The 22,330-nt window shown below is 63.5% G+C and carries 19 protein-coding genes; 4 read left to right on the top strand and 15 right to left on the bottom strand.

Annotated features, from left to right (window positions below):
- The first annotated feature begins 78 nt into the window (after positions 1–78).
- Positions 79–228 (top strand): hypothetical protein, encoded by a 150-nt coding sequence (locus AC4FS3_RS11410; RefSeq protein ID WP_491020656.1) that lies wholly within the window; start codon positions 79–81, stop codon positions 226–228.
- A 71-nt stretch (positions 229–299) separates the two neighbouring features.
- Here the strand turns inward: AC4FS3_RS11410 and glyA are convergent, their stop codons facing one another.
- A complete protein-coding gene (gene glyA, locus AC4FS3_RS11415) occupies positions 300–1,595 on the bottom strand; it encodes a serine hydroxymethyltransferase (protein ID WP_491020657.1) in 1,296 nt (431 codons plus the stop codon).
- A 297-nt stretch (positions 1,596–1,892) separates the two neighbouring features.
- Here glyA and AC4FS3_RS11420 point away from each other — a divergent pair, with 297 nt between their 5' ends.
- The gene (locus AC4FS3_RS11420; protein ID WP_198836647.1) at positions 1,893–2,657 is read left to right on the top strand and encodes an NAD kinase; all 765 of its coding nucleotides are present in this window, start codon (positions 1,893–1,895) and stop codon (positions 2,655–2,657) included.
- A 22-nt stretch (positions 2,658–2,679) separates the two neighbouring features.
- Here the strand turns inward: AC4FS3_RS11420 and AC4FS3_RS11425 are convergent, their stop codons facing one another.
- The 14 genes from AC4FS3_RS11425 to AC4FS3_RS11490 all read right to left on the bottom strand — a co-directional run bounded on the left by AC4FS3_RS11425 (position 2,680) and on the right by AC4FS3_RS11490 (position 19,369).
- A complete protein-coding gene (locus AC4FS3_RS11425; RefSeq protein WP_491020658.1) occupies positions 2,680–4,131 on the bottom strand; it encodes a sigma-54-dependent transcriptional regulator in 1,452 nt (483 codons plus the stop codon).
- Between the two features lie 264 nt (positions 4,132–4,395).
- The gene (locus AC4FS3_RS11430) at positions 4,396–6,285 is read right to left on the bottom strand and encodes a propionyl-CoA synthetase (RefSeq protein WP_491020659.1); all 1,890 of its coding nucleotides are present in this window, start codon (positions 6,283–6,285) and stop codon (positions 4,396–4,398) included.
- A 251-nt stretch (positions 6,286–6,536) separates the two neighbouring features.
- Entirely contained in the window at positions 6,537–8,828 is a 2,292-nt protein-coding gene (locus AC4FS3_RS11435) for an NADP-dependent malic enzyme (RefSeq protein WP_491020660.1), read from the bottom strand.
- 158 nt (positions 8,829–8,986) lie between these two features.
- On the bottom strand, positions 8,987–10,894 hold the full coding sequence (gene ftsH / locus AC4FS3_RS11440; protein ID WP_249497396.1) for an ATP-dependent zinc metalloprotease FtsH: 1,908 nt from the start codon (positions 10,892–10,894) through the stop codon (positions 8,987–8,989).
- An 81-nt stretch (positions 10,895–10,975) separates the two neighbouring features.
- Positions 10,976–12,268, bottom strand: a complete 1,293-nt coding sequence (gene tilS, locus AC4FS3_RS11445) for a tRNA lysidine(34) synthetase TilS (protein WP_491020661.1) — start codon at positions 12,266–12,268, stop codon at positions 10,976–10,978.
- The gene (gene ybgF / locus AC4FS3_RS11450) at positions 12,259–13,083 is read right to left on the bottom strand and encodes a tol-pal system protein YbgF (RefSeq protein WP_491020662.1); all 825 of its coding nucleotides are present in this window, start codon (positions 13,081–13,083) and stop codon (positions 12,259–12,261) included. The genes tilS and ybgF overlap by 10 nt, the downstream gene beginning before the upstream one ends.
- Position 13,084: 1 nt before the next feature.
- Complete coding sequence (gene pal / locus AC4FS3_RS11455) at positions 13,085–13,621, bottom strand: peptidoglycan-associated lipoprotein Pal (RefSeq protein WP_491020663.1); 537 nt, start codon at positions 13,619–13,621, stop codon at positions 13,085–13,087.
- Positions 13,622–13,740: 119 nt separating this feature from the next.
- Positions 13,741–15,072, bottom strand: a complete 1,332-nt coding sequence (tolB, locus tag AC4FS3_RS11460; RefSeq protein ID WP_491020664.1) for a Tol-Pal system beta propeller repeat protein TolB — start codon at positions 15,070–15,072, stop codon at positions 13,741–13,743.
- 130 nt (positions 15,073–15,202) lie between these two features.
- Positions 15,203–15,709 (bottom strand): hypothetical protein, encoded by a 507-nt coding sequence (locus AC4FS3_RS11465; RefSeq protein ID WP_491020665.1) that lies wholly within the window; start codon positions 15,707–15,709, stop codon positions 15,203–15,205.
- On the bottom strand, positions 15,709–17,001 hold the full coding sequence (locus tag AC4FS3_RS11470; protein WP_491020666.1) for a hypothetical protein: 1,293 nt from the start codon (positions 16,999–17,001) through the stop codon (positions 15,709–15,711). Before AC4FS3_RS11470 ends, AC4FS3_RS11465 begins: the two co-directional genes overlap by 1 nt.
- 14 nt (positions 17,002–17,015) lie before the next feature.
- Entirely contained in the window at positions 17,016–17,492 is a 477-nt protein-coding gene (locus tag AC4FS3_RS11475; RefSeq protein ID WP_198836637.1) for an ExbD/TolR family protein, read from the bottom strand.
- Between the two features lie 3 nt (positions 17,493–17,495).
- Complete coding sequence (tolQ, locus tag AC4FS3_RS11480) at positions 17,496–18,194, bottom strand: protein TolQ (protein ID WP_092899623.1); 699 nt, start codon at positions 18,192–18,194, stop codon at positions 17,496–17,498.
- Positions 18,195–18,330: 136 nt separating this feature from the next.
- Positions 18,331–18,729: a tol-pal system-associated acyl-CoA thioesterase gene (gene ybgC, locus AC4FS3_RS11485; RefSeq protein WP_491020667.1), complete on the bottom strand. Its 399-nt coding sequence runs from the start codon at positions 18,727–18,729 to the stop codon at positions 18,331–18,333.
- A complete protein-coding gene (locus AC4FS3_RS11490; RefSeq protein WP_491020668.1) occupies positions 18,722–19,369 on the bottom strand; it encodes a hypothetical protein in 648 nt (215 codons plus the stop codon). Before AC4FS3_RS11490 ends, ybgC begins: the two co-directional genes overlap by 8 nt.
- Before the next feature lie 137 nt (positions 19,370–19,506).
- Here AC4FS3_RS11490 and AC4FS3_RS11495 point away from each other — a divergent pair, with 137 nt between their 5' ends.
- Both AC4FS3_RS11495 and AC4FS3_RS11500 read left to right on the top strand, forming a co-directional pair.
- Positions 19,507–20,319 carry a TIGR00282 family metallophosphoesterase gene (locus AC4FS3_RS11495; RefSeq protein WP_491020669.1) on the top strand — a complete coding sequence of 271 codons (813 nt, stop codon included), beginning with the start codon at positions 19,507–19,509 and terminating at the stop codon, positions 20,317–20,319.
- 177 nt (positions 20,320–20,496) lie between these two features.
- A complete protein-coding gene (locus tag AC4FS3_RS11500; protein ID WP_491020670.1) occupies positions 20,497–22,275 on the top strand; it encodes an SLC13 family permease in 1,779 nt (592 codons plus the stop codon).
- Positions 22,276–22,330 lie beyond the last annotated feature (55 nt).

Genomic DNA, 22,330 nt, shown 5'->3' on the forward strand with positions numbered 1-22,330 from the left:
TTTCTTTAAATTATCTATTTCAAAATCGGGCATGTTGAGTGAAACTTAATTAAATTCCTGTGGGGGAGAAGGTTAGGAATGTTGCGCACAATCTCAATAGGCAGCTGCATTTCGGTGCAGGGTTTGATGGTCAGCCAGAATGCGGATGGTACCGTAGTGATCCGGGTGGATGACCGCACCTATACCGGGCGCCCGGTTGCGGCGACCCCGCAAATCGGTCGCGCCTGACCTCAGCTAGACCTCATATCACCACAAAAAAAGCGCCGGGTTTCCCGGCGCTTTTTGTTTATCATTTGTGGTCAGAGGGTCGGGTAAAGCGGGAACCTGTCGCACAGGGCCTGGACCTCGGCCTTCACTTTGGTCTCGACCTCCCCGTTGCCGTCTTCGCCATTGGCGGCGAGCCCATCAACCACTTCGACGATCCACCGCGAGATCTGGCGGAACTCGGCCTCGCCAAACCCACGGGTGGTGCCTGCCGGCGCGCCCAGACGGATGCCCGAGGTCACGAACGGCTTTTCCGGATCAAACGGCACGCCGTTTTTATTGCAGGTGATATGGGCGCGGCCAAGCGCCGCCTCGGCCGCCTTGCCGGTCACTTTCTTGGGCCGCAGATCGGCGAGGCAAAGATGGTTGTCGGTACCGCCCGAGACGATGTCGATCCCGCCCTTCATCAGCTCATCCGCCATCGCCGCCGCATTGGCTTTGACCTGGGCGGCATAGGCTTTGAACTCGGGGCGCAGCGCTTCGCCGAAGGCGACCGCTTTGGCGGCGATTACATGCATCAGCGGGCCGCCCTGCAGGCCGGGGAAGACCGCCGAATTGATTTTCTTAGCGATGTCTTCATCATTTGTGAGCACCATACCCCCACGCGGGCCGCGCAGGCTCTTGTGGGTCGTGGTGGTCACCACATGGGCATGCGGCAGCGGCGAGGCATGCACGCCGCCCGCCACAAGGCCCGCGATATGTGCCATATCAACATGGAGGTAAGCACCGATTTCATCAGCAATCGCCCGGAAGGCGGCCCAGTCCCATTCGCGGCTATAGGCGGTGCCCCCCGCCAGGATCAGCTTTGGTCTGTGCTCGAGGGCTTTCTTGCGCACCTCGTCCATATCGAGGCGCTGGTCCTGCTGGCGCACGCCGTAAGAGATGACCTTGAACCACTTGCCGGACATATTGACCGGCGAGCCATGGGTGAGGTGTCCGCCCGAATTCAGGTCGAGCCCCATGAACGTGTCGCCCGGCTGCAAAAGCGCGAGGAAGACGGCCTGGTTCATCTGGCTGCCGGAATTCGGCTGCACATTGGCGAATTTGCAGCCAAAAAGCTCTTTCGCGCGCTCGATCGCGAGGGTTTCGGCGATGTCGACATACTGGCAGCCGCCGTAATAGCGCTTGCCCGGATAGCCCTCGGCATATTTGTTCGTGAGCACCGAGCCTTGGGCTTCCAGAACCGCGAGGGAGACGATGTTCTCGCTCGCGATCAGCTCGATCTCATCGCGCTGACGGCCAAGTTCAGAGCGCACCGCTCCGAAAAGCTCGGGGTCGCGCGAGGAAAGAGATTCGGTGAAAAAGCCGGAATCGCGGGTCTGGGCGGTCATACTCGTCTCCGTTGGGCCATGCGGGATGGTATTTTTGGTTGCCGGTTGTTTAGAACACGTACCCTGCCAGGGAAAGGCCGGAAAGCGACCCGTTGCGATATGGTGGCGAAATCCGGGCCGGTCACGACTGGCGTCGCGGCCTTTTCCGGGCGCCCCCTGCGTGCCCCGAGAATTGCGCGGTGGGGGCAATGGTGCCCGGGCGGCAAATGAAGCGCCTGCCGGGAGATAGGCAGGGCGCGCCGGCCCTTGAGTTTCCGCCCCGCCGGGGTCAGGGTTGCGACCTGACGGAGAGGTGGGATGCAGCCAAAAATCAGGTTTACGGCGTCGAAGGCCCCGGCGGCGCAAGCGGCACTGGCGCGGCTGACGGCCCGCTACGGTCAGATCGACCTGCGGCGTGCCTCGGTTGTGGTCGCCCTGGGTGGTGACGGATTCATGCTTGAGACGCTGCACGCGCAATCGGGGCGCGATCTGCCGGTCTATGGCATGAATTGCGGCACCATTGGCTTTCTGATGAATGCCTATATCGATGACGGGCTGCCCGAACGCCTGCAACTGGCCGAAGAGGCGCTGCTCAATCCGCTCTCGATGCAGGCCGAAAATGTGCGAGGCAAGGTCACCAACGCGCTTGCGGTCAATGAAGTGTCGCTCTTGCGGCAGGGTCCGCAGGCGGCGCGGCTGCGGGTTTCGATTGATGGTCGCGAACGGATGGCGGAGCTGGTCTGCGACGGCGCGCTGGTGGCGACACCGGCCGGGTCGACCGCCTATAACTATTCGGCGCATGGGGCGATTCTGCCAATCGGCGCCGATGTTCTGGCCCTGACGGCGATGTCGGCCTTCCGCCCGCGTCGCTGGCGTGGTGCGCTTTTGCCGAAAACAGCCGAGGTGCGCTTCGATGTGCTCGACCCGGATAAGCGCCCGGTCATGGCCGATGCGGATAGCCGCAATTCGGTGCGCGATGTGATCTCGGTCGTGGTCCGTTCAAATTCCGCAATCAGCTATCGTCTGTTGTTCGACCCCGGACATGGCCTTGAGGAACGGCTGATCCGAGAGCAGTTTGTCTGATATTACAATGGGTTGCGTAACGTCAGCTCTGGTCTGACTTCCAGGCTTCGATCCGGCGGTAGAGTGTCGAGACCGAGATGTCGAGGTCATGGGCAGCTTTGGGGACTGAGCCCTGATGTCGCGCAAGCGCCGCTTCGATGGCCATGCGTTCGATCTCGGCCAGGGTTTTGCCTGCGAAAGCGGTCTCGGCGGAGTCAAGCCCCGTAGCAACCGGCGCAAAGCCTGTTCTCTGCGGCCCGGCGGTCCCGGACGGCGCATCTGTCTGTGAGGCTCCCCGGTTCTGACCGGGGTCTTCGCGCAGCATGTCGCCGGGCAGCATATCCGGCGTTACAAGGCCACCCGGCTGCATCACCGCGATATTGCGCACAACATTCAAAAGCTGGCGCACATTTCCTGGCCAGCGATGCCGCAACAGGATCCGCTGCGTCTCGGGCGCGAACCCCGCGAACCCCTTGCCCTCTTCACCACCAAAGCGGCGCAGCGCGACCTCGGCGATTTCGGCAGCGTCGCGGCCGCGATCCCGCAAAGGTGGCATATGAAGCGGCACCACATGAAGGCGGTAATAGAGGTCTTCGCGGAACTGCCCGCGCCGCACCGCATCGAGTGGGTCCTGGTTTGTGGCGCAGATGATCCGGACATCAACCTTTTGCGGTCGCGTTGCGCCGAGCGGCTGCACCATCGAGGTTTGCAGGAAGCGCAGAAGCTTGGTCTGCAGGGCAGGCGCCATCTCGCAAACCTCGTCGAGGAACAGCGTACCACCATCCGCCGCCATTGCTGCGCCGGGCTTGTCGGCAATGGCTCCGGTGAAACTGCCTTTCAGATGGCCGAATACCTCGGATTCCAGCAGGTCATGCGGGATTGCGCCGCAGTTCAGAGCGATAAACGGGCCGCGCGCGCGGGGGGATTGGGTGTGCAGGGCGATGGCCGCGAGCTCTTTGCCGGTGCCACTTTCGCCCGTGATGAAGACGGTGGCGATGGAGCCCGCGACCGATGAAATCACCCGATGCACTTGTTTCATCGCCTCGGAGGAGCCGATGCTGGCAGCGGGATCGCTGCTGGCGGCGGTCTCCGCGCGCCGTTTCGGCGCCGGCTGGCCGGGGGTGGTTTCCTCGGCGGCCAGAACTGCGGCCCGGACCGCCGCGAGAAACCGGTTTTCTTCGAAGGGCTTAAGCAGGAAGTCAAAGGCCCCCGCCCGCATCGCCGCCACGGCCCGGTCGACCGATCCCTGCGCCGACATGACCACAACGCACAGGTCAGGGTTAATGGCCAGCATCTCGGACATCAGCGCCAGACCATCACGATCCGGCAGCATGAGATCAAGAATGACCACTCCGGGTTTGACCTGATGCAGCAACTGCAGCGCCTCTGACGCGCTGCCGGCGGGATGCACGTTCATTCCGGCTGCGGTCAGGACGGAACGGTAAACGAATTGCAAAGACGGCGTATCTTCAACCAGCAGAACAGGTATCCGCATCTGACTCACACCCGGACTGTCTGCCAATCTGGCAGGGAGCACATCAATTCAGCCATCAAACAGGCCAGGGAAATAATATTCATGGAGTGAAATTTCTTTCTTCCACAATGGCGTAAGCTGGCACGACCAGAGTGTCAGGTCCAGTGCCTCGCGTCATTCAGGCTGTCGGACCCGGCGTCAAGGACGGATTCCCGCCTGGTTCCGACGTGAGAAGGGCGCCGTGCCGGTCAGGACACAGCGCCGCAACTCGCAAATCTGCCGGGATCAGCCGGCGAGGCCGATGGATTTCAGCGCAATCGTGATTTCGTCAAGGATCACGGGGTCGTCGATGGTGGCGGGCATTTTCCATTCGGTGCCATCGGCGATTTTCACCATGGTGCCGCGCAGGATCTTGCCCGAGCGGGTCTTCGGCAGGCGGTCGATCACCAGTGCGCGTTTGAAATCAGCAACCGGGCCGATGCGGTCGCGCATCAGTTTCACGCATTCCTTCACCACATCGCCATGTGCGCGGCTGGTGCCCTTGTTCAGGCACAAAAAGCCCAGGGGGGACTGACCTTTCAGCGTGTCTGCCACCCCGATCACCGCACATTCGGCGACATCCGGATGCGAGGCCAGTACCTCTTCCATCGCGCCGGTCGAAAGGCGGTGGCCTGCCACATTGATCACATCATCAGTGCGGGCCATGATGTAGAGATAGCCGTCCTCGTCGATGTAACCGGCATCTCCTGTCTCGTAAAAGCCGGGGAAATGAGAGAGGTAGCTTTTTCTGAAACGGTCTTCGGCATTCCACAGCCCTGGCAGGTTGCCGGGAGGCAGCGGCAGTTTCACCGCGATCGCGCCAAGCGTGCCGGGGGCGACCGGGTGCCCGCCTTCGTCCAGCACCTGGATATCATATCCGGGCATCGGCACCGAAGGGCTGCCGGGTTTGATGGGCAGCGCTTCAATCCCCATTGGATTGGCAGCAATGGCCCAGCCGGTCTCGGTCTGCCACCAATGGTCGATCACCGGCACATTCAGATGCCGCGCCGCCCAGGCGATGGTGTCGGGATCGGCGCGCTCGCCGGCGAGGAAGCAGTATTTCAGATGCTTCATATTGTAATCTTTGACGAATTCCCCGGCAGGGTCGTCGCGCTTGATGGCCCGAAGCGCGGTCGGTGCGGTAAAGAAACTCTTCACCTTGTTTTCCGCGATCACCCGCCAGAAGGTGCCGGCATCCGGCGTGCCGACGGGTTTTCCTTCGAACACGATGGTGGTGCAGCCGCTGATCAGCGGCGCATAGCAGATATAGCTGTGGCCGACGACCCAGCCCACGTCTGACGCGGCCCAGAAGACCTCGCCAGGCGCCATGTCATAGATCGCTTTCATGGACCAGTTCAGCGCGACGAGATGGCCGCCGGTGGCGCGGATCACACCCTTCGGCGCGCCGGTGGTGCCGGAGGTATAAAGGATATAGGCCGGGTGATTGCCCTCGACGGGCACGCATTCGGCGGGCTCAACCCCATACTGAAAACTGTGCCAGGCGACGTCGCGGCCCTCGATAAGTTGGGCAACCTCTTGTTCACGCTGAAAAATCACACAGAATTCAGGTTTGTGGCTGGCCTGATCGATGGCGGCATCCAGCAGCGGTTTGTAATGCACGATGCGTGAGGGTTCGATGCCGCAGGACGCTGCGATGATCGCCTTGGGCGTGCAGTCATTGATGCGCACCGCCAGTTCATTGGCCGCAAACCCGCCGAAGACGACCGAATGGATCGCGCCGAGCCGGCCGCAGGCCAGCATTGCCTCCAGCGCCTCGGGGATCATCGGCATATAGATGATGACCCGGTCGCCCCTGGTCACGCCTTTCGCCCTGAGCGCGCCGGCAAGGCTGGCCACGCGTTTTTGCAATTCGCGGTAAGTGATGCCCTTTTTCAGATGCGTGACCGGGCTGTCATGGATGATCGCCAGCTGGTCGCCGCGCCCGGCTTCGACATGGCGGTCAACCGCATTCCAGCAGGTATTGACCAGCCCGTCAGCGAACCATTCATAACTCGGTGCGTTGTCGGCATTCAGCGCGCGGGTGGGCTGTTTTTCCCAGTCGATGCCCTGGGCCTGCTCCATCCAGAACCCTTCCGGGTCGGACTTCCAATGCGCGTAGACGTCGCGATACCCCATCCCTGGTCCTCCTCCTGACTGAAGCGTTTGTTATGTCAGGGTGTCGAAGGGCGCAACTTTGTTACCGGCAACAGTGGTGCCGGAACAGCCTAAGTTTGCAGAATTCGCGATGCTGGGTTGCGAAATATTTGCAAAATCTGATTTGCCCGCATAAGTGACGCGCAATCTCGCGAAGTTTGCAAAGCCTCGCAGTGGGGCGCGGCTTGCAGCGGAGAGGTGATTCTCTCTCCGCTGTCCTTGCCCGCGCCGGCTCAGCCGTAATGCGAAACCGGCGTGCCGGCGATGGCCGACATGTTCAGAAGGCCCCGCGCGGTGATTGCCGGCGTCACCACATGCGCCTTATTACCCATCCCGATCAGGATCGGCCCGACCTCCAGGCCACCGGCGCGCATCTTGAGGATGTTGCGCACCCCCGACGCCGTATCGGCCGAGGCGAAGAGCAGCACATTCGCGGCGCCTTCGAACCGAGCACCCGGCAGCAACCGCTCGCGCAGCTCCTGGTCGAGCGCGGTGTCGACATTCATCTCGCCCTCATATGCGAAATCGGGCTCGCGCGCGTCGAGCAGTTCCAGCGCCTCGCGCATCACCCGGCCCGAGCGATTGTCCATATTGCCGAACTGGCTTTGCGAGCAGAAAGCGATCTTCGGCGCGATGCCGAAGCGGCGCAGATGGCGGGCGGCCCCCATCGCGGTTTCCATGATCTGCTGCGCGGTGGGCTCGGCATTCACATGGGTATCGGCGACAAAAAGCGGGCCATCTTCGAGGATCATCATCGAAAGTGCAGCCACTGCGTGACGGCCGTCGCGGGCGAGCACCTGGCGTATATAGTTGAGATGCCAGTGATATTGCCCGAAGGTGCCGCAGATCAGGCTGTCGGCCTCGTCGCGATGCACCATGACGGCGGCGATGGCGGTCGTATTGGTGCGCATCACCGCGCGCGCGATGTCGGGCGAGACGCCGCGCCGCGCCATCAGCTCGTGATAGGTGCCCCAATAATCGCGGTAGCGCGGGTCGTTTTCCGGGTTCACAAGATGGAAATCGCGACCCGGGCGAATGGCGAGGCCATAACGTTCGCAGCGTGCCTCGATCACTTCGGGGCGGCCAATCAGGATCGGAACGTCGGTGGTTTCCTCCAGCATCGCATTTGCCGCGCGCAACACGCGCTCATCTTCGCCTTCGGCAAAGACAATGCGGCGGGTGACGGTGCGGGCAGCTTCGAAAACCGGGCGCATCAGCAGCGCCGAGCGGAAGACCGAGCCGTCGAGCCTGCGCTTATAGGCTTCGGGGTCGGTCAGCGGCCGCGCCGCTACGCCGGAACTGGTCGCGGCAGTGGCCACAGCTGAGGCGACAACGCCAATCAGGCGGGGGTCAAATGGCTTCGGGATCAGGTAATCCGGTCCGAAGGTCAGCTGTTCCCCCTGATAGGCGGCGGCAGCCTCTGCCGATGTGGTCTGGCGCGCCAGCGCGGCGATGCCTTCGATACAGGCGAGCTCCATCTCGTCATTGATCGTGGTGGCGCCGACATCCAGCGCCCCCCGAAAGATGAAGGGGAAGCAGAGGACGTTATTGACCTGGTTGGGGAAATCCGACCGCCCGGTGGCGATGATCGCGTCCGGGGCAACGGCGCGGGCCTCGGCGGGAAGGATCTCGGGCGTCGGGTTCGCCAGTGCGAAGATCACCGGCTTTGCGGTCATCGTGGCGACCATGTCCGCCGTCAGCACGCCGGGGCCGGAAAGACCAAGGAACATATCGGCGCCCCTGATGACCTCGGCGAGCGTCGCCGGGGTGGTGCCCTGTGCGAAGGCGGCCTTTTGCGGGGTCATCTGTGTCTCGCGGCCCTGGTAGACGAGACCCTCAAGATCACAAAGCCAGATGTTCTCGCGTCTGACCCCTAGCTTCACCAGCATTTCGAGGCAGGCGATCCCTGCCGCGCCGCCACCGGTGGACACCAGTTTGATATCTTCGAATTTCTTGCCGGCCACGATCATCGCATTGGTCGCAGCCGCGCCGACAACGATTGCTGTTCCATGCTGGTCGTCGTGGAAGACAGGGATGTTCATCCGCTCGCGGCAAAGTCGTTCAACGATGAAACAATCGGGTGCCTTGATGTCTTCAAGGTTGATCGCGCCGAAGGATGGTTCCAGCGCGCAGACAATTTCCGCCAGTTTGACCGGGTCGTTTTCATTCACCTCGATGTCAAAGCAGTCGATATTGGCGAATTTCTTGAAGAGGACGGCCTTGCCTTCCATCACGGGCTTTGACGCCAGTGCCCCGATATTTCCCAGCCCCAGCACCGCTGTACCATTGGTAATCACGGCGACCAGGTTGGCGCGTGCGGTGTAGCGCGAGGCGGTGGAGGGATCGGCCTTGATTTCGAGGCAGGCCTCGGCCACGCCGGGCGAATAGGCGCGCGACAGGTCACGACCGGTCGCAAGCGGCTTGGTTGCGCGGATCTCCAGCTTACCCGGCTTGGGGAATTCGTGATAATTCAGCGCCGCCTGACGCGCTGCCTGGGCTGCTTCATCCTGCATTCCGCTCGACATGGCTATCTCCCCACCAGAATGGTTCACCCTTAAACGAGTGATATGTCATTTCCAATCATCTCTTCGCCTCAGGCACCTTCACCTGCCGTAAAGCGGATATGCAAAAGCCGGGAGGCGCGATCGGCGCTTCCCGGCTGATGAAAAACAGATCCACAGGATCAGGTCGGCGAGGGTTCGGCATCTCCGGGCTTTGGCCCTCGCGAGGTGCGGGTTTTCGGGATCGCCAGCACCGAAGCCGCAGCCTCGCCGGCGTCTTCGGCACCGTCATCATCGCCGGGTTTCTGGCCTGCGAGAACCTTGCGGATCTCGTCGCCGGTCAGGGTCTCATATTCCAGAAGGCCCTGGGCCAGGCGCTCGAACTCTTCCTCATTCTCGGTGAGGATCTGCATCGCGCGGGCATAGCCCTCATCTACGATGGCTTTCACCTCATCCTCGATCAGCCGTTTGGTTTCAGCCGAAACCGAGAAGCCGCCGGTATTGCCATTATAGCCCTCATGCGCTTCGGAATAGTCGATATTGCCGATCTTGTCCGACATGCCCCACCGCATGACCATGGCGCGCGCCACAGCCGAGACGTTCTGGATATCGCCCGAAGCCCCCGAGGAAACGCGGTCTTCGCCCCATTTCTTGATCTCGGCGGCCTTGCCGGCCATGCCCATGGCGATCCGGTCCTTCATCTGGTCTTTGTGCCAGGAATTGCGGTCCATCTCGGGCAGGCTCATCACCATGCCAAGCGCACCGCCGCGCGGCATGATCGTGGCCTTATAGACCGGGTCGCATTTCGGCAGTTTGATCCCGACAATCGCATGGCCGGCCTCGTGATAGGCGGTCATTTCCTTGTCTTCCTGCGACATGACCATCGAGCGGCGCTCCGGCCCCATCATGACCTTGTCTTTCGCATGTTCGAAATCGGCCATGGTGACGAAACGGCGGCCCACACGGGCGGCGGTCAGCGCGGCCTCATTGACGAGGTTCGCAAGGTCAGCCCCCGAAAAGCCGGGCGAGCCGCGCGCGATTGTGCGCAGATCGACATCGGCGCCCAGCGGGATCTTGCGGGCATGGACGTTGAGGATCTTTTCACGGCCTTTGATATCTGGGTTAGACACATTGATCTGACGGTCAAAGCGGCCCGGACGCAGCAGCGCGGGGTCGAGCACATCCTTGCGGTTGGTGGCCGCGACGATGATCACCCCTTCATTGGCCTCGAACCCGTCCATCTCGACCAGAAGCTGGTTCAGAGTCTGTTCGCGTTCATCATTGCCGCCGCCCATGCCGACGCCACGGGCGCGGCCAACGGCGTCAATCTCGTCGATAAAGACGATACAGGGGGCGTTTTTCTTCGCCTGTTCGAACATGTCACGCACGCGCGACGCGCCGACGCCCACGAACATCTCGACAAAGTCAGAGCCGGAGATGGTGAAGAAGGGCACGCCTGCTTCGCCTGCAATGGCACGGGCGAGCAGCGTCTTACCGGTGCCGGGCGGGCCGACCAGCAGCGCGCCTTTCGGGATCTTGCCGCCAAGGCGCGAGAATTTCTGCGGGTTGCGCAGGAATTCGACGATCTCTTCCAGCTCTTCCTTGGCCTCGTCGATGCCGGCCACGTCGTCAAAGGTCACACGGCCCTGCTTTTCGGTCAGCAGTTTCGCCCGCGATTTGCCAAAGCCCATCGCGCCACCTTTGCCGCCGCCCTGCATCCGGTTCATGAAGAAGATCCAGATGCCGATCAGCAGGATGAAGGGCAGGAAGGTCACGAGCAGCGAGGACAGGAAGCCCTGTTGCTGCGGGCTGGCCTGAACCTCGACCCCTTTCGCGATCAGCTTGTCGGTCACCTGTTCGTCACCGGGCTTGATGGTCGAAAAGGCGCCACCATCCTTGGTGCGTACCGTCACCCGCTCGCCGTCAAGGGTCACCGAGGCAACCCGGCCCTGATCCACCTGGGTGATGAACTCAGACCAGCTCAGCGAACGGGCGCCCATATTTGACTGGCCGCCAGAGAAGACCTGGAAAAGCGCAAGGACCAGCAAGAGCAGGACCACCCAGAATGCGATGTTGCGCGCGTTGTTCACGTATTTCTCCCGACAGGCGGCCAGCTGAGCCAGAGGGGCAGGGCCGCATTTGATACTAATTTAGCAATCCAGGCCCTGGGTTCAATGCGATAAGATGAAACTTCCAAAGGTTGGGTAAAGGCTGGCCTGCCATTTGGCGGCAAATTGCGGGAAAAGGGGGGCGGAAAGCAGCCGGTCGCCCTGCCAGAGCGAGGGCGAGACAAGGGCCGCATCCCTCCGGATGCCGGATTTGCGCCAGTCCGGCATCTGCGCAAGCCCATCTGCGCCAAGCGCGCGCAGGGTTGCATCGGGCAGGGACGGGCCGGTTACCTGCCAGCGATGATCCCAGGTCGCGCCAGGATGCCAGGTGAGCGGACCCGCAACGGCCCGCGGTTCGCGGGTCACACGGATTTCCTGAGGACCGACACGGATCAGGCAGCCTCCCAGTGTGGTGCCACGGTGACGCCAGAGCTCGCTGAGCACCTGATGCACGGAATCGGCGCGGGGCGGGTGGCGGGTGCCGGAAATCCAGCGGATTGCGGCGATGATCAGACGGCGCTGCAGCTCGAAGGGGCTGTCGGTGAAGGGGAGATGGGCGAAATGCAGCGCCCCGGCCTCTTCGCGGCCAAAGTGGGCGAAGGCATCAGCGGTGGTGTGGCGAAGCAGATCCTGCACACCGGCCAGATTGCTGATGGTCTCGCTGAGGCTGGAAAGCGTCAGGCCTAGCGGCGCCAGCCCGGGCAACGCCTTGCGGATACGCGCGCGGGTATAGGTGTCATCTTCATTTGTCGGGTCATCGCACCAGGCGAGGTCATGACGGTTCAGGAAGGCGCGCAGCCCGGCCCGTGACCAGCCCAAGAGGGGCCGCCAGAAGCTGACAGCATTGTGATCAAAGCGCGCGCGCATCCCGGTCAGCCCGTCGAGGCCTGCGGCGCGGCCGAGGCCCATGACAAAGGTCTCGGCCTGGTCATCGGCGGTGTGGCCGAGGAGGACATCCGTGATCCCCCGCGATTTCGCCCAGGCTGCCAGCAGATCAAGCCGCGCTTGCCCGGCAGCCTGCATCAGATTGCCGGTGGCCGGATGACTGGTCCAGTCAAGTGTCTGATGCGCCAGCCCAAGGCCCGCCGCCACCTGCGATACAAAATCGGCCTCATCAGCGGCTTCAGGGCGCAGGTGGTGATTGACGGTCGCGGCTTCGGCGCTCAGGCCCCAATGCGGCGCGGCGCGGGCGACCAGATGCAAAAGCGCTACGGAATCGCCACCGCCAGAGACTGCGACCCCGATTTTCGAAGCACCGGCGTTTTGCCGGAACTCGAAGGACAGGCATGATCTGAGCAGGCCACGGTCGGCCGGCTCATGCTGTTCAAGCCAGCGATACTGCGGGCTCAGGGGCAACCGAGCCCCTGCATGGCGATACTGGCCTGGGCCGAAGCCTGGCTGGTCGGGAAGTTCAGCGGCACCTGTTGCAGCGTGACGCAGGCCTGGTCGCGTTCGCCCAGCTGGCCGAAAGCCTCGCCGAGCTTCAGCAGCGCATCCGGGGCAATTGCCCCATCCGGCGCGGTGTTATAGGCGGTCAGATAGGCGCGCGCGGCCGGTGCGGTCTGGCCGGCCTGGCGCAGGGCCTCGCCGCGCAGGTAATGCGCCTCGGGGATCAGCGGCCCGCCAGGATAGGATTTGGCATAGGTCTCAAAGAGCGCCGCAGCACCATGAAAGTCACCCTGACCGAGCACCCCCTTGGCCCGGTCAAAATCTGCCTGTTCTGCGACGGCAAGCGCTGGTGCGGAGGAGGTGCTGCCCTGAGACGGGGCAGCGGGTGTAGCGGGGGCGGCTGCGGCAGAGCTGCCACCGCCAAGCGGCGCGGTTGCGCCCATATTCATCGGATCGCAGGACGGATCGGCGTCACAGACGCGGAATTCGATATCGCCGATGCGGTTGGTGCCGTCCTGGACGACACGGTTCAGCCGCAGCTCGATCTCTTCGGTGCGTGAGGTCAGCCGCATCAGCTCGGCCTCAAGCGTGTCCATCCGCGCCAGCGCATCCACACCGCCCACCCGCGCCGAAGCGCCGGTGGTGGTGAGTTCGCCTTTGAGCGCGTTGAATTCAGCGGCGAGCTGGCCCAGCTCGGCCCGCACATCGGCGAGGCTTTCCGCCGCCGCCGGTGTGGCAAGACCAAGGGCCAGCAGGGGAAGAAGGAACCTCGCCCGCATCATATTACGACCCGGCGCCGACCGAGAGAACCGTCACAGAGCGGCGGTTCTTGGAATAGCAGCTCTCGGTCGAGCAGACTTCGATCGGGCGTTCCTTGCCGTAAGAGATGGTGCGCATCCGCGAGCCTGCCACACCTTGCGACAGCAGATATTGCTGTACCGATGCCGCACGGCGCGCGCCAAGCGCGAGGTTGTATTCACGGGTGCCCTGTTCGTCGGCATGGCCTTCGACGATGATCGCATAGCCCGGGTTCTGGTTCAGCCAGTTGGCCTGTCCGTTCAGCACCTGGCGGCCCTGATCCGAGACGGTGGACTGGTCAACCGCAAAGAGCACGCGGTCACCAACGGTCTGGTTGAAATAGGCGATGGAGCGTGGATCACTCGGATCGCCGAGCCCGTTGGTGTCGATATAGCCCGTCCCGCCGGTGCCACCGGCGCCGCCCGTACCACCTGGGCCACCCGCACCGTAACGGTCCGGGTTCTGACAGGCTGCGAGGCCAAGCGAAGCCACAAGAAGAAGGGCTTTGGGGGTAAAGCTCATCGGTTCATCCTTATAATTCGGCTCTCGGGCCGGCGCGGATCAGTGTTTCGCCGCCCAGGTTAGCAGGTTCCGGGGGCCTGGGGAATCCGGCAGGATCGCCCAGGCCTGAAAATGGCGGTTTACGGCAACAGCGGCGACCAGGCCGGGTCGGACGCCGCGCCTTCGGTCGGGATCTGTTTCAGGTTTCTGCCAAAGGTATCGACCGACCAGAGCGAAGCCTGACCGCCGCCGCCCTCGGTCTCGCGGGTGAACATGATCACGCGACCATTGGGCGACCAGGTCGGGCCTTCATCAAGGAAGGACGCGGTCAGCAGGCGCTCTTCCGATCCGTCCGTGCGCATGACGCCTATGTGGAAACGGCCGGCATTCTGTTTGGTGAAGGCGATCAGGTCGCCGCGCGGGCTCCAGACCGGCGTGCTGTTGCGCCCCGCGCCGCCCGAGATCCGCTGCCCCTCGCCACCGCTCGCATTCATGACATAGATCTGGCTGCCACCGGTGCGGTCGCTCTCGAAACAGATCTTGCTGCCATCCGGGGAATAGGAGGGCGCGGTTTCGATCGAGGGCGCATTGGTCAGCTGCTGGGTCTGCCCCGAGGACAGGCTCATCTTGTAGATATCGGTATTGCCGCCGCGTTCCAGGCTGAACACCACCGAGCCGCCATCGGGCGAGAAGCGCGGCGCGAAGGTCATGGTGCCGGGCTGTTCCGCCAGCGTCTGGCGCTTGAGATTGGCAAGGTTCAGCAGCGTGATGCGCGGAAAGCCGGTCTCATAGCTGGTGTAAAGCAGCCGGTCGCCCGAGGGCGAGAACCGCGGCGCCAGCACGATGGACGAGCTGTCGGTCAGATATTGCACATTGGCGCCGTCATAATCCATCACGGCAAGGCGTTTGAGGCGGGCGTTTTTCGGGCCGGATTCGGCGACATAGACGACACGGCTGTCGAAATAGGGGCCTTCGCCGGTCAGGGTCGAATAGACCAGGTCGGCAACCTTATGTGCCATGCGGCGCCAGCCGGCTTTGGTCCCGGCGAATTGCATCGCGGCACCCTCGAACTGCTGGCCATTCGCGATATCATAAGCGCGGACCTTGACGGTGATGCGGTCTCCGGCTGCGGAAACAGCGCCAACCACCAGGACTTGCGATTTGATCACGCGCCAGTCTTCATAGGCGATCGCGCCGTCAAAGCCCTGGATCCGCGAAATATAGGCATCCCGGTTGATGGTGCGGAAAAGGCCGGTGCCGTCCAGATCCGATGTCACCACCTGCGCGAGATTGCGCGCCAGATCCCCGGCACCGCCTTCATCGACGAAGGCCGGCACAGCGATCGGCATCGGCTCTATCACGCCGGTGCCGATCCTGATCCGGGTCGGACTGTTCTGGGCGCGCACCATGGCGGGGACCATCACGGCCCCGGCCAGCAGGGTGGTCGCAAAGCTTCTTCTGGTGAAGGTCATCTGCCTCTCGCTCCGATCTCGTCCGGTCTGGTGCCGGTTTTGCGGGTCCTGGTTAAAACATCCGCCGTAAACTCATCACGGCGTAAAAGGGTTCCGGTGTCACCTGACAACTGTGTCATTGGCCCGTCTGTCATTGATCTGCCGCCCGGGGATCTGCCGCCTGAGCCGGACCAAAGACAAGATCGACCACCGCAGCCTCGGGCCTTCCCCCGGAAAGCGCGCCAAGCGCTTTGGTCAGGGTGCCCGCTGCGAGGGCCCGCTCCAGACTGCGCATCGCGGCCTTTTGCGTGGCATCGGCCACGTCTCCGACAGGGCCGGAATAATCCGCCACTTCGATGATCGGCTGCCCGAGGCTTTTGTTAAAGCAAAGCCGCAGCACGACACGGGCGCGCTCAGACCCGGGGGGCAGCGCGCCGGTGTTATGGACCAGCGCCACCGCGCGGCCGATCTGATGCATCGCTTCGGGGTTGATGCCGTTATCGGGCAGAAGATTGGCACAAGTAAAGATTTCGACCACTGCATTGCTGCGGAGGGCGCGATCGGCCAGGGCCGGGCCGCCTGACAATGTCGCCAGCGCGAAAAGCGCCGCAGGGCCCAGAAAAGCCGGGCGCGTTGGCGGTGCTGCGGCAAGGCCCATCACCGCAGCCTCATCCCGCTGCCATCGAATTCGAACTCGAGGACTTTCCAGGTCTCATATTTCCCAGGCGGAAGTGGAATGCCGCCAGACTGATAGGCGCGGGCAATCGCACTGCGGGCCGCATTATAGGCGGCCTGGATCGCCTGCTGGCTGGGGCCGCGCGATTCGATCAGCGGCATATCGCTGCCGGGTCTGCCGCTTTCGTCAAAGGTCACGCGCAGCACGACCACGGCATCCATCGCATCCGCGCTCAGCGTTCCGACATTCCATTTCGACCCGATCGCGGCGGCGATATCGCCCATCTCGCCGCCGCTCAGCGGCGGGCCGCTGGCGGCCCGGCCCTGGCCGCCCGAGCCGGTATTGGCTGCGGCGACTGCGGCGGCGATCGCTGCCGCTTCGGCATCGGCTGCGGCCTTTTCGCGGGCGGCGGCCTCGCGGCGCGCTTTGGCTTCGGCCTCTGCCTGAGCGCGGTCGGCTGCGGCAACCTCGGCTGCGATGCGGGCATCGCGCTGGTCCTGGGTCTCGCCTGCGGGTTCCGGCGTGGGAGTCGGCTCCGGCGTTGCAGCCGTCCGGTTCGGCCGGGGTTTCGGCCGTGGCGAAGTGGTCGGACCAAGCGGTTCCGCATCACGGTCCTGCTGGTTCGCCTCGGTGATCAGCACATCGCCGCTGTTTACCTCGGTGGTCGCCTGCTGGTCCTCCCGCGGGGGCTCGGGGGTCGGCTCCTCCGACGTGGTGACCTGGTCCTGCGGCCGTTCGGCGGTCAGGGTGTCCTCGGGCGCGACCACCGGGTTCGGGGCGACGCGCTCTGCCGGCCGGGGTTTCGGACGGGGCGACGTGCTCATGGTCGGAATCGGCTGCTCTTCGGGCGCGAAGACGGCATCGGGCGGCGCGGGATCTGAGATCACCGGCTCGGGTTCAGGCGTGGGTTCCGGGGTCGGCTCCGGCTGAGGCTGCGGCGCGGGCTCGGGTGTCGGCTCGGGCTGCGGTTGCGGCTCAGGCTCTGGCTGGGGCGTGGGTTCGGGCGTCGGCTCCGACACCGGCTCGTCCACCGAAGGCTCCACCGGATCGGGGGAGGAGATGGTCTCGCTGCTCTCCGCTGGCTCGGTGGAGGATTTGGCAGCCGCTGCTTCAAGGTCCGCCAGTTCGCCCGGCGTCACCATCGTAACCGATACGGTCATCGGCTCGGCCGGCTCGGAGGGCGAGAAGAACCAGTCGCCAATCATCACCCAGAGGATCAGACCGGCATGGCCTGCCCCTGAGAGGATGGTGCCTGATTTGAAGCGCCCTTCCATGTTGCTGATCCGCCTCAGTTGGCCGCGCCGGCGCCGAAACTCGGGCCCTGGCTGTCGGTCACCAGACCGATATCGTTGAAACCGCCGGCATTCAGCGCGCCCATCACCTGGGCCACGCGCTCATAGGCCAGATTGCCGTCTGCACGCAGATAGACCTTGTTCGAGGTCCGCTCCGCCGCGATCGCCTTGAGGCGGGGGATCAGCTCGTTCGGGTCGACTTCGCTGTTCATGATCATCACCAGACCATCGGCGGTCAGGGTGATGGAAAGCGGCTCTTCCTTTTCCTCGGCCATCGCTTTGGCGGCGGTCTCCGGCAGTTTGATTGGCACGCCCACCGTCATCAGGGGCGCGGCCACCATGAAGATGATCAGCAAAACCAGCATCACGTCGACAAAGGGCGTGACGTTGATCTCGCTCATCGCGGCGGAAGATCCGCGACGGCGACCGCGGCGGCCACCGCCTCCGGATTTTTTCATCACCCCGGCGCCCATGGATCAGGAATCCAGCTGGCGCGACAGGATGGTCGCGAATTCATCGGCAAAGCTTTCCCAGTTGCCTTGGATATGTTCGCTGTCTGCGTTCAGTTTGTTGTAGAACACCACCGCAGGAATAGCGGCGATCAGGCCGATGCCGGTTGCGAGCAGCGCCTCGGCGATGCCGGGGGCCACGACGGCGAGCGAGGTGTTCTGCGAGATCGCGATTTCCTCGAACGAGTGTTTGATCCCCCAGATCGTGCCGAAAAGCCCGATGAAAGGCGCGGTCGAGCCGGTGGTCGCGAGGAAGGACAGGCCCTTGTTCAGCTTTTCGCTTTCGCGGGCGATGGCGACATCCATGGCGCGGTCGATCCGGGCCTGGGCGCCGGCGATCAGCGCGCCGTCCTGCTTGTGGCTGCGGCGCCATTCCAGCATCCCGGCTGCAAAGACCCGCTCAGATGCACCCTGGGGTTCCGGCCCGATCCGCTCGTAAAGCTCGTCCAGCGGCTCGCCCGACCAGAAGGCCTGGTCAAAGGCTGCGGCTTCGGCGCGGGATTTGCGGAAGAGGATGTGTTTCTGGATGATGATGGCCCATGCCCAGAAGGACATGCCGATCAGAAGGATCATCACCAGTTTGACCGTAAAGGTCGCACGGGCAAAGAGGGCCAGCAGCGAGAAGTCAATCTCCTGCGCGGCTGTCGCGAGGGTGGTGGGGTCCATTGCGCCTGCTCGTTTAAGATCGCCGGTCAGTATTCGCCGGTCGTTAGACCTGATTCTAGCAGCGTTACAAGGGGAATGCCAACACATCTTAGCGAATGTGGCGTGAGCGCGGCGGCAGTTGCGGCTTTGCAGCGGGTCAGTGCAGCGAAGGGGCGAGCCGCGCGCGGATTTCTGCCGGGATGCGGCTGGCCTGGCCGGCGCCGGTCAGGCAGACCAGTGTGACAGAGGCGCGAAACAGCGTCTCGTCCTGGCGCCGGACCTCCTGGTCCAGCACGATGCGCGCACCGGTGACCGAGGTGAGGGTGGTGGTGACGGTCAGGGCGTCCTGGAATTTCGCGGGGCGCAGGTAATCGGCCTCGACCCGGCGGACGGCGAAGACGATGTCTTGCTGGTCGCGCAAAGCGATCTGGTCGATCCCGCAGCCAGCGACCCAGTCACTGCGGCCGCGCTCGATGAATTTCAGGTAATTGGCGTAATAGACGATGCCGGCGAGGTCGGTGTCCTCATACCAGACGCGGAGGCTGAATTCATGCATCGGGGGCTGCGTTGCTGTCAGGGGAGGGGAGCATGCGTGCCATCAGCCGCAGCGCATGCCCGGCATCCTGGGCCACCGCAGGCAGGATCGGATCATAGGCGGCGCGGATCAGGAGCGCGAGATCGGGATGCAGGATCACATTGCCCTCGCTGCGGGCCAGCGGCGAAATCTGGCTGAAGGCGCCATCTGCGAAGGAGAGCATCGCCTCTGCTCCCTGGGCCAGCGCGAGGTCCTGGGCGGGCATGTCGGAGAGGTGCTCATCCATCCTGAGGAACAGGAAGACTGCCTTGATCGCGCCGGTCTCGTCGAAACGGAAGGTACGGTAGCGGTTGGCGCCCTCGGCGCTGAGCCGCTCGCAAAGCGGCCCGAGGCCGGGGATCATGTGGTCGAGCTTTGGCACCTGCGGCAGTTCCGCCCAGTCGCGGAAAAAAAACACCATAAGATTGGCGCCGAGCTCGGGGTCGGTTTCCGCCATACGGTGGCCGGCAAGAGCGACGATCGCCTCTATGGCACCCTTGACGGTCGCAAGCGTCGCATCATCGGTGCCGAAGATCACCGGCACGATGGGGCGGCCCCAGCGGGCGCAGAGGAAGCTGCCATCGCGGCGGGTGAAGAGCGTCTGGATCTGATCTGGCGACATGGCCTTTGGTTAGCGGGTTCCGCCCGGGGGCTCAACAGGGTGCTGCTGATTGGCTGCGGATACCTCTGCCGGGAGTATTCGAAGTCAGCAGGAAGGGGGCTTGCAGGACTGGGGGCAGAGGCATAAGGCGGATTGTCATGAAACTGCTTTTTCTTGGCGATGTGATGGGGCGCAGCGGGCGGGCGGCAATAACGGCCGGCCTGCCAAAGTTGCGTGCGGATTGGGGTCTCGATTTTGTCGTGGTGAACGGCGAGAACGCGACAGGCGGCATGGGGCTTTCGGCTGAGCATGCGAAGGGGATCCTGGCGGCGGGGGCCGATGTGGTCACGCTGGGGGATCACGCCTTTGACCAGAAGGATATGGCGCAATTTCTGGAAGTTGAGCCGCGGGTGATCCGGCCGCTGAACTATTCCAGGATCGCTCCGGGGCGGGGCGCGCGGGTGTTTGATGCGCCGGGCGGGCGCAAGGTGCTGGTGGCGCAGGTGCTGGGCCGCGTGTTCATGAAGCAGCCCTTTGACGATCCGTTTTCCGCCGTGGATCCGGTGCTGAAAGCGCATCGGCTGGGCGTCAGTGTCCAGGCCGCGATTATCGATGTCCATGCCGAGGCGACGTCCGAAAAGATGGGGCTCGGGCATTGGTGTGATGGTCAGGCGAGCCTTGTTGTCGGCACCCATACCCATGTGCCCACCGGCGACGCGCAGATCCTGAAGGGCGGCACCGCTTATCTGTCCGATGCCGGGATGTGTGGCGATTACGATTCGGTGATCGGCATGGAAAAGCTGGAGCCAATGCGCCGTTTCGTCACCGGCATGTCGAAGACCCGGTTCGAGCCGGCTGCGGGTGAGGCGACGCTGTCGGGGGTCTATGTCGAGACCGATGACCGGACCGGCCTTGCCACCCGGGTGGTGATGGTCCGCCAGGGCGGCCGCCTGCAGCAATCCGGCCCCTGATCGAGCGCCCCTGGCCTTCTGCCGTCGCAGGCGGCACTTTCTTCGCTCAGAGCGTGTCCGGCCCTGTTCGGGCCGGGACGACACCAAGTCTGACCCAAAGACGACCGGCTTTGTAGAATTTTCTTCCCCGAACAGGGGGCGCATCCTATAAGGCCGTCAGTTCAACTGAAGGTCATGATGCTCTGGTTTGAAATCTCCGCCGCCGCGCAGCCCTGGGTGGCGCTGGCCGTTCTTGTCGTGATGTTCGGCCTCTTTGTCTCGGAGATCATCCCGGTCGAGGTTACCGCCATTGCGGCCGCAGCGGTGATGATGGTGCTTGGCTTCCTGCCCTTGTCCGAGGCACAATCGGTGCTGTCGAACCCGGCGCCCTGGACGATTGCGCTGATGTTTCTGGTGATGGGCGGGCTGGTACGCACCGGTGCCATCGAGCAGGTGATCCATACCGCCGAGAAGTCGGTCGAGGGGCGGCCGCGCCTGACCATTGTGGCGCTTTTCAGCTTTATCGCGGTGGCTTCGGCCTTTATGAACAACACGCCTCTGGTGGCGGTGATGATCCCCGTGGTCATGCAACTGGCGCTGAAAATTGGCACGGCTCCGTCCAAGCTTCTGATCCCGCTGTCTTATATGACAGTGATGGCGGGGATGATGACGCTGATCGGCACCTCGACCAACCTGCTGGTGGACGGGGTCGCGGTGAAGGCGGGCATGGCGCATTTCACGCTGTTCGAGATCCTGCCGCTGGGGCTTGCGGTTACGGGTGTCGGTGCGGTCTTCCTCGGGCTTTTTGCCAATCGCCTGTTGCCGGTGCGCCAGTCGATGGGGATGCTGCTGACCGACCGGCGCAAGATGAAATATTTCACCGAAGTCGCGATCCCGGAAGACAGCCCGCTGGTTGGCCAGGCCCCGCTGGAGGTTGATCTGTTTCGCCGGAACGGCGTGCGGCTGATCGACGTTCTGCGCGGCGACGCCTCGCTGCGCCGTGACCTCGCGCCGGTCCGGCTCGAACCCGGCGACCGCGTGGTGCTGCGCGCCGAAATGGCTGACCTGATGGAGTTCGACCGCCGGCGCGAAGTGCATCTGGTTGATAAGCTGTCATCGGTCAAAACCGAGACGGTCGAGGTGCTGATCGGCCCCGGCTGCCGGATGGAGGGCCAGCGCCTCGGCGACCTGCGGCTGCGCCGCCGCTACGGCGTCTATGTGCTGGCCGCACATCGCCGCAACCAGAATATCGGGCGCCAGCTGGATGATCTGGTTGTACGGGTCGGCGATACACTGCTTCTCGAAGGTGCCATCGAAGACATCCAGCGCCTTGCCGCCGATATGGACCTCGTCGACATCACCCGCCCGCGTGAAAAGCCCTATCGCCGCGCGAAAGCCCCTGTCGCGGTGGGGGCACTGGCCTTCATCGTCATCCTCTCGGCCTTTGACGTGGCGCCGATCCAGCTGCTGGCCTTCCTTGCGGTCGCGGTGATCCTCGTCAGCCGCTGTGTCGACAGTGACGAGGCTTTCAGCTTTGTCGACGGGCGTCTCCTCGCGATGATCTTCGCCATGCTGGCGGTGGGCGAGGGGCTCGACCGTTCCGGCGCGGTCGAGATGATCGTCAATGCTGCCGCGCCCTGGCTCCAGGGGCTCTCGCCCTTCTTCCTGATCCTTGCGGTCTATTTCCTCGGCCTGGTCCTGACCGAGTTTCTCTCGAACAACGCCGTCGCCGTGATCTACACCCCCGTCGCGATTGAGCTCGCCAACAATCTCGGCATCGACCCGCGCCCGCTGGTGGTGGCGGTGATGTTCTCGGCCACGCTCGCCTTCGCCACGCCCGTTGGCTACCAGACGAATATGATGGTTTACGGCCCCGGTGGCTACCGTTTCTCTGATTACATGCGGGTAGGCCTGCCGCTCAACATCATCCTGATGTTCCTCTGCTCGGCTCTGATCCCCATTTTCTGGCCGCTCTGAGCTGTTTTCTTCATTTTCTGTCTGAAAATATCCCGGGGGGTCCGGGGGACTGGTC

This window comes from Pseudogemmobacter sp. TB195, assembly GCF_058313095.1.